The organism is Lysinibacillus sp. NPDC094177 (assembly GCF_050279145.1).
Lineage (GTDB): Bacteria > Bacillota > Bacilli > Bacillales_A > Planococcaceae > Lysinibacillus.
The window spans coordinates 20970-27333 of the sequence record NZ_JBNNTW010000011.1; the positions used below are offsets into that span (position 1 = coordinate 20970).

The 6364-nt window shown below is 38.4% G+C and carries 6 protein-coding genes and 1 riboswitch; of the genes, 2 read left to right on the forward strand and 4 right to left on the reverse strand.

Annotation, left to right across the window (positions count from 1 at the left end; genetic code table 11):
* Nucleotides 1-3: 3 nt before the first annotated feature.
* From ACQKNC_RS16905 to ACQKNC_RS16920, 4 genes are all read right to left on the reverse strand, one after another.
* On the reverse strand, nucleotides 4-675 hold the full coding sequence (locus ACQKNC_RS16905) for a methionine ABC transporter permease (protein ID WP_427425924.1): 672 nt from the start codon (nucleotides 673-675) through the stop codon (nucleotides 4-6).
* Complete coding sequence (locus tag ACQKNC_RS16910) at nucleotides 668-1693, reverse strand: methionine ABC transporter ATP-binding protein (protein WP_427425925.1); 1026 nt, start codon at nucleotides 1691-1693, stop codon at nucleotides 668-670. The genes ACQKNC_RS16905 and ACQKNC_RS16910 overlap by 8 nt, the downstream gene beginning before the upstream one ends.
* A 104-nt stretch (nucleotides 1694-1797) precedes the next feature.
* Nucleotides 1798-2622 carry a MetQ/NlpA family ABC transporter substrate-binding protein gene (locus tag ACQKNC_RS16915; protein ID WP_427425926.1) on the reverse strand — a complete coding sequence of 275 codons (825 nt, stop codon included), beginning with the start codon at nucleotides 2620-2622 and terminating at the stop codon, nucleotides 1798-1800.
* Between the two features lie 242 nt (nucleotides 2623-2864).
* Nucleotides 2865-2969: riboswitch (SAM riboswitch) on the reverse strand.
* Nucleotides 2970-3331: 362 nt separating this feature from the next.
* The gene (locus ACQKNC_RS16920; protein WP_427425927.1) at nucleotides 3332-4501 is read right to left on the reverse strand and encodes a pyridoxal phosphate-dependent aminotransferase; all 1170 of its coding nucleotides are present in this window, start codon (nucleotides 4499-4501) and stop codon (nucleotides 3332-3334) included.
* A gap of 140 nt (nucleotides 4502-4641) precedes the next feature.
* Between ACQKNC_RS16920 and ACQKNC_RS16925 the strand changes: the two genes are divergently transcribed.
* Nucleotides 4642-5436 (forward strand): PhzF family phenazine biosynthesis protein, encoded by a 795-nt coding sequence (locus ACQKNC_RS16925; RefSeq protein WP_427425928.1) that lies wholly within the window; start codon nucleotides 4642-4644, stop codon nucleotides 5434-5436.
* An 81-nt stretch (nucleotides 5437-5517) separates the two neighbouring features.
* Nucleotides 5518-6312, forward strand: coding sequence for a carbon-nitrogen family hydrolase (locus ACQKNC_RS16930; protein ID WP_427425929.1), 795 nt, complete (start codon nucleotides 5518-5520; stop codon nucleotides 6310-6312).
* The last annotated feature ends 52 nt before the right edge of the window (nucleotides 6313-6364 follow it).

The following is a 6364-nucleotide window of genomic DNA, read 5'->3' on the forward strand; positions in this document are numbered from 1 at the left end:
CTACTAATCTTTCTTTAGTTTCGCAGCAAAGCGGTTACCTATTGATTGAATACTCTGAACTAGGATGATTAAGATAAACACTGTCGCATACATCACATCGACCTCATAACGTAAATGACCGTAGCGATATGCAAGATCACCTAAACCACCAGCACCAACCATTCCTGCCATTGCAGTTGCTCCTATAAGACCGATTGTGGCAATCGTTAAACCTAAAATGATGGATGGGCGAGCCTCACGTAGTAATACATTCCAAATAATATGATGACGTTTAATACCCATTGCTGTATAAGCTTCCACAACACCTGGATCAACTTCTAAAAGTGCCGTTTCCATAAGTCGTGCAATATAAGGCGCTGTATAAACAACAAGCGGCACAATAACACCTTTTACACCGATAGTTGTGCCAACGAGTAGCTTAGTGAACGGTAAAATGAAAAATAGTAAAATAATGAACGGTACAGAGCGAATAATATTAATAAATAAATTGAAAAATTGATATAGAAATTTATTTTCAAATGATTGTCCCTGGCGAGTTAAAACGATTAAAAGCCCTAAAGGGATCCCTATTAAAATAGAAAAGAATAATGAAATCCCGACCATTTGGAAGGTTTCAATAATAGATTTCCCAATAACATCTGACCAATCTGCAAAGAAGCTTTGAATGCTATTCATTTAATTCGCCTCCTAACTCCTCAACACCTACCCCGTTTTCTGTAAAATACTTAAGTGCTTTTTCTACGATATGTGCCTCACCGTGTAGATGGACTACAATATTACCGACAATGCCGTTTTTTAATTCAATGATATTGGCTGCTAAAATATTTGGTTGTACATCATAAACTTTGCTCACTTCTGCAAGTAATGGTTTCCCTGTACTTTCTCCAAGGAATGTTAAACGAATCACACTTCCGGAAAGATTTAATTGCTCGATAAGAGAAGGAGACAAATTGCGTTGAGAAATAGTGTTTAAAAACTTTCGTGTCGTTGGGTGCTGAGGCTTCGAAAATAGTTCTATAGCAGAGCCATATTCTACGACCGCTCCTGATTCAAGAACGGAAACATCATCGCAAATTTTTTGAATAACATTCATTTCATGTGTAATAAGTAAAATAGTGATACCTAGCTCACTATTAATTTTCAACAGAAGTTCAAGAATAGCGTCAGTTGTTTCAGGATCTAGTGCACTTGTCGCTTCATCACTTAGTAAAATCTCAGGCTCTTGGGCAAGGGCACGTGCAATAGCCACACGTTGCTTTTGACCACCTGAAAGCTGGTTAGGGTAGCTATCTAATTTCTCTGTTAGGCCAACAATTTCTGCATATTTTGCAACGCGGTTTTTCACTTCAGAGTCGTTATAGCCGAGAAGCTTTAAAGGTACCGAGATATTGTTGTAAACGGTCGCTGTTTTTAAGAGATTAAAATGTTGGAAGATCATCCCTATTTTTTGACGTGTTTTGCGAAGGTCGTGTAGAGAAAGGGCATTAATATCCACATTATCGATCAAAACTTTTCCTGTTGTTGGACGCTCTAATAAATTGACACAGCGAATGAGGGTACTTTTTCCTGCACCACTGTAGCCAATAACCCCATGAATATCACCTTTTTTGACATGCAAGTTAATACCATCTACTGCTTTGACGATACCTTTTTTAGTTTTAAATTCTTTTGTTATATTTTCTAATTGAATCATACTGAATATCTCCTTTCTAAGTCCTTCTATAAAGCAAGAATCTGCTAGCTTTCCTGTAGGAGTCTCGCAGATTCTTGATTATATGAAGGAACCTTAATCGTTACTTACCAGCTTGGAATAATAGAACCTTTGAATTCCTCTTCAATAAATTTGCGTACTTCATCAGATTGATAAGCTTCAACAAATTTTTTAATTGTTGGGTCATCCTTGTTTTCAGCACGTACCGCAATGTAGTTTACATATGGAGAGTTAGTAGATTCTAAAAAAATGGAGTCTTTTTTAGGATTAATGCCAGCATCAAGAGCGAAGTTCGTGTTTATAGCTGCTACATCTACTTCACTAAGTTGTTTTGGAATTTGTGCAGCCTCTAATTCAATGAATTTCAAATTCTTTTTGTTTTCTTCCACATCACGAATAGATGCTGTTAAATCTGCTCCGCCTTTTAATTTAATAATGCCTGCCTCTTGAAGGACAAATAGTGCACGTGCTCCATTTGTTGGATCATTTGGCAATCCGAATGTTGCACCATCAGGAATTTCATCGAATGATTTATATTTCTTAGAGTATATGCCCATAGGAGTCAAAATTGTTTTTCCTACTGGCACTAAATCTGTATTGTGATCTTTGTTAAATGTATCGAGGAATGGCTTGTGTTGATAGCTGTTTGCATCAAGATCACCCTCGGCTAATGATGTATTTGGTAAAACATAATCAGAGAAAGTTTTTAGTTCTACCTCTAAGCCATTTTCTTTGGCAACTTTTGCAGCAACCTCTGCAATTTGTTCGTGTGGACCAGAAGTTACACCCACTACAATTTTATTTTCATTAATAGCCTTACTTTTACTATCTTCTTTAGTACCACAGCCTACTAACGCTGCTACCAATGTGAGACTCGCTAAACCTAATAAAAATTTGTTTTTCTTTTTCATGAAACATACCTCCAAAGTTGTTTTATCGGTTTGTATAAAAAAACAATTTCGCCTTGGCGTAATTGTAGCTGACGCTTTGCTTTCGCTACAGATAAACAATGCCGTCCGGATTTTGAATTGTGCTAGCACAATTCATTCCTTTCAAAATCCGTGACATCCGCCGGAGGCTTTTATCTTCATGTAAATGAAGATAAAAAAAACTCTCTTAAAAAAATTAAGAGAGGCTCATGAAAAAACGTCCTCTCTTATCTTTCAAACGACTATCGTTTGCAGGATTTAGCACCTTCCTTAAAAAAGGAGGTTGCCGAGCTTCATAGGGCCAGTCCCTCAGCTACTCTTGATAAGAGATTTATAATATTTTTTTGTAAATCCGATAGAACTAATATAAATTATAGGATATAGTTAGTCAATTGAATTTTTTAAATTTTTTATTTTATTATAATATTTTAGTTGCGAAAGAGGCATGGGAATGTCTGTTAAAGTAAGGCGGGAATATTGTTATCACTGCCGATGTCGTTTTAGCAGAAGTACAAGGGATTTATCATATTCGACAGTTTGCTGAAGAAACAGGTCACTATTTTATCCGCTAGAAGAGGGGCTGAAGCAACCAAGAAAGATTGTGAAATGAAAAAACTGTCCCCTGTAGCAAGTGTGAGCTAATAGGACAGTTTTTCGATAGGTTCTTGCTCAGGAAGGGGGATTGAAACGCTCATGAGCTAAATAAGTTTAATTTTTCAATTCTGCTGATTGCTTCACGTATGCGGTCTTCGCTAACAAGTAAGCCAACCCGCACATAGCCTTCACCATATTGACCGAAGCCGTTACCTGCAGCTACTGCGATATCAGCTTTGTCGAGCAATAAATCAGCAAATTGTTCACTCGTAAAACCTAATGGGACAGGGAGCCATGCAAAGAAAGAGCCTCTAGGTGCTGTTACTTGCCAACCAATTCGCTGAGCTTCTTCGATAAGGACGTTTCGTCGACGCTCATAAGTCGCTCTTAGCTTATCAGCGCAACATTGAGAAGCAGTAAGTGCAACTGCCGCAGCTTGTTGCACTGCAGGAAATTGACTACAAAATAGATGATCTTGAATAAGGTTAATGGCTGCAACAATATCAGGGTTACCAACTGCAAAACCAATGCGCCAGCCTGCCATATTATACGTTTTGGATAATGTATACATTTCGATACCGACATCTTTTGCACCGTCAGCTTGCAGGAAGCTAATAGGTCTATTGCCGTCAAATCCAATCGCCCCGTAGGCAAAATCATGTGATACGATAATATTGTGCTCTTTTGCAAAGCGTACTGTTTCTTCGAAAAATTCAAGTGTTGCAGTACCACCGGTTGGATTATTCGGGTAATTCAAGTAAAGAAGCTTTGCCTTTTCTTTTACTTCATTGGATAAAGCATTATAATCAGGCAGGAAATTATTCTCTGCAAAAAGTGGCATGACTTCAAAATTAACATCACCTAATACGACACCAGATAAGTAATCTGGATATCCAGGATCAGGTAGTAACATTGTATCTCCAGGGTTTAAAACCGCCAACGGTAGCTCAACAAGACCAATTTTCGTACCACCGAGAATAGCTACTTCTGTTTCAGGATCAATGTTAACATTGTATTCACGTTTGTAGAAGTCTGCTGCTGCTTGGCGTAATTCTGCTATGCCACGAAATGGAGAGTATTTATGATTTTGAGGATTTTCTGCTGCCCCCTGTAATGCTTTAATAATGTGTGGAGGAGTGGGTTGGTCAGGATTACCTTGACCGAGATTAATAACATCACGCCCTTCAGCTAGAGCAGCGTTTACTTTTTGCACAAGTGCTGCAAAAAATTGAGTTGGGAGTTGCTGTAGTTTTTTTGAGAATTCCATGCATGTCCACCTTTTTCAGAATATAATAATTATTAAAGATATGATGCACATAATATTACTTTTTTTAGTAATTGTCTAGAGCATTTTCAAAAACTATAGGTAACTATAAGCGACCAAATACGTATATGGGGGTGGGAAAAATGAACAAAGTCTCATATTTTATCGTCAATGCTTTTACTACAGAACTTTACATGGGAAATCCCGCAGCAGTATGTTTACTTGATTCAGTAATACCTGAGTCGACGATGCAGAAAATTGCTCAGGAGATTCCTGTACCAACAACAGCTTTTGTACAAAAGAAGGATAATGATTTTTTTCTTAGATGGTTTACACCAGCAAAGGAAATACCGATTTGTGGACATGGGACAATTGCTAGCGCTTTTTTACTCTGGAAACAAGGGATTGTACCCGTCAACTCTTCAATTACATTCCAAACTTTAAGTGGTCCTTTGCAAGCGATTTGGTTTAATGAGCTGGTTGAAATAACAATTAAGAAGTACCAGTTAGAAGAGATTGAATGTCCTTTGGAGCTTGAAGAATGGCTTGGTATGAAACCAACATATGTGGGAAAAACAGAATTGGATTATATCGTGGAGCTAAGTCACGAAGAGTATATTGCAGATTTCAAAGCTGATTTTCATGCGATGAATCAGTTCCCTGTACGTGGTGTTTGTATTACAAGTCGTTCTAAGGATGAGGGGATTGATATTGTTTCAAGATTCTTTTCTCCAGCACAAGGCATTGATGAAGACCATGTAAATGGTTCCACTCATGGTGCGTTAGGACCTTACTGGTGTGAAAAGTTATCAAAAGAAAGCATCGTTAGCAAACAGCTTTCAAAACGTGGTGGATTATTATACGTTACACCAAAAATAAAAGATGTGGCAATCGCGGGTTCGGCAGTTCGAGTATTAAGTGGAGAAATGTTAATCTAAATATTGAGCTAAAACCATGGAAGTAAGGTTGATTTATTGTAGTATAAATACAGAATAGTACTGTCTAGAGGAGGAATAGCTATGAAGATTGGCTGTATTCAATTAAACGTAGGCTTTGGCAAAGTAGAAGAAAATTTTGCTCGCGCTGAGGATAAGATTCGTGAAGCGGCAAAACAAGGTGCAGAAATTATTGTGCTACCAGAAATGTGGAATACAGGCTACGCACTTGAAAAATTACCAGAGCTTGCAGATGTGGATGGAGAACGTTCGAAAGCATTTTTATCAAACCTAGCGAAAGAGCTTGGCGTACATATTGTAGGTGGTTCTGTTTCAACGAAAAAGGGCGATAAATTTTACAATACGATGTATACGTTTAATAGAAATGGTGAGTTAGTAGGCGAATACAATAAGGCACATCTTTTCCGTTTGATGGACGAGCATTTATATTTAGAAGCTGGAGATGAAATGAATCGCTTTGCTCTTGGAGATATCGAGGCTGCCGGAGTAATTTGCTATGATATTCGCTTCCCTGAATGGTTACGTGCCCACGCCTTAGCAGGTGCAAAGGTATTGTTCGTGCCAGCTCAATGGCCGACACCACGTATCGATCATTGGAAAACATTGCTGCAAGCACGTGCCATTGAAAACCAATGCTTTGTGATCGCTGTTAATCGTATTTCTAGAAAGGTAGAAAACTTCAATGGTCAATCAATGATTATTCAACCGTGGGGCGAAGTGCTTTGGGTTGGCGCGGAAGACGAAGAAGTAGCTATCATTGACGTGGACTTTTCAATTGTCGATGAAGTACGAGGCCGAATTCCTGTTTATGACGACCGCAGACCTGGATTATATAGCGGAGTAGTTGCCGAAAAATAAAATCTGGTAGCACGCTCAAGGAGCAAAGCGATCTTGAGCGTGCTAACCGGTA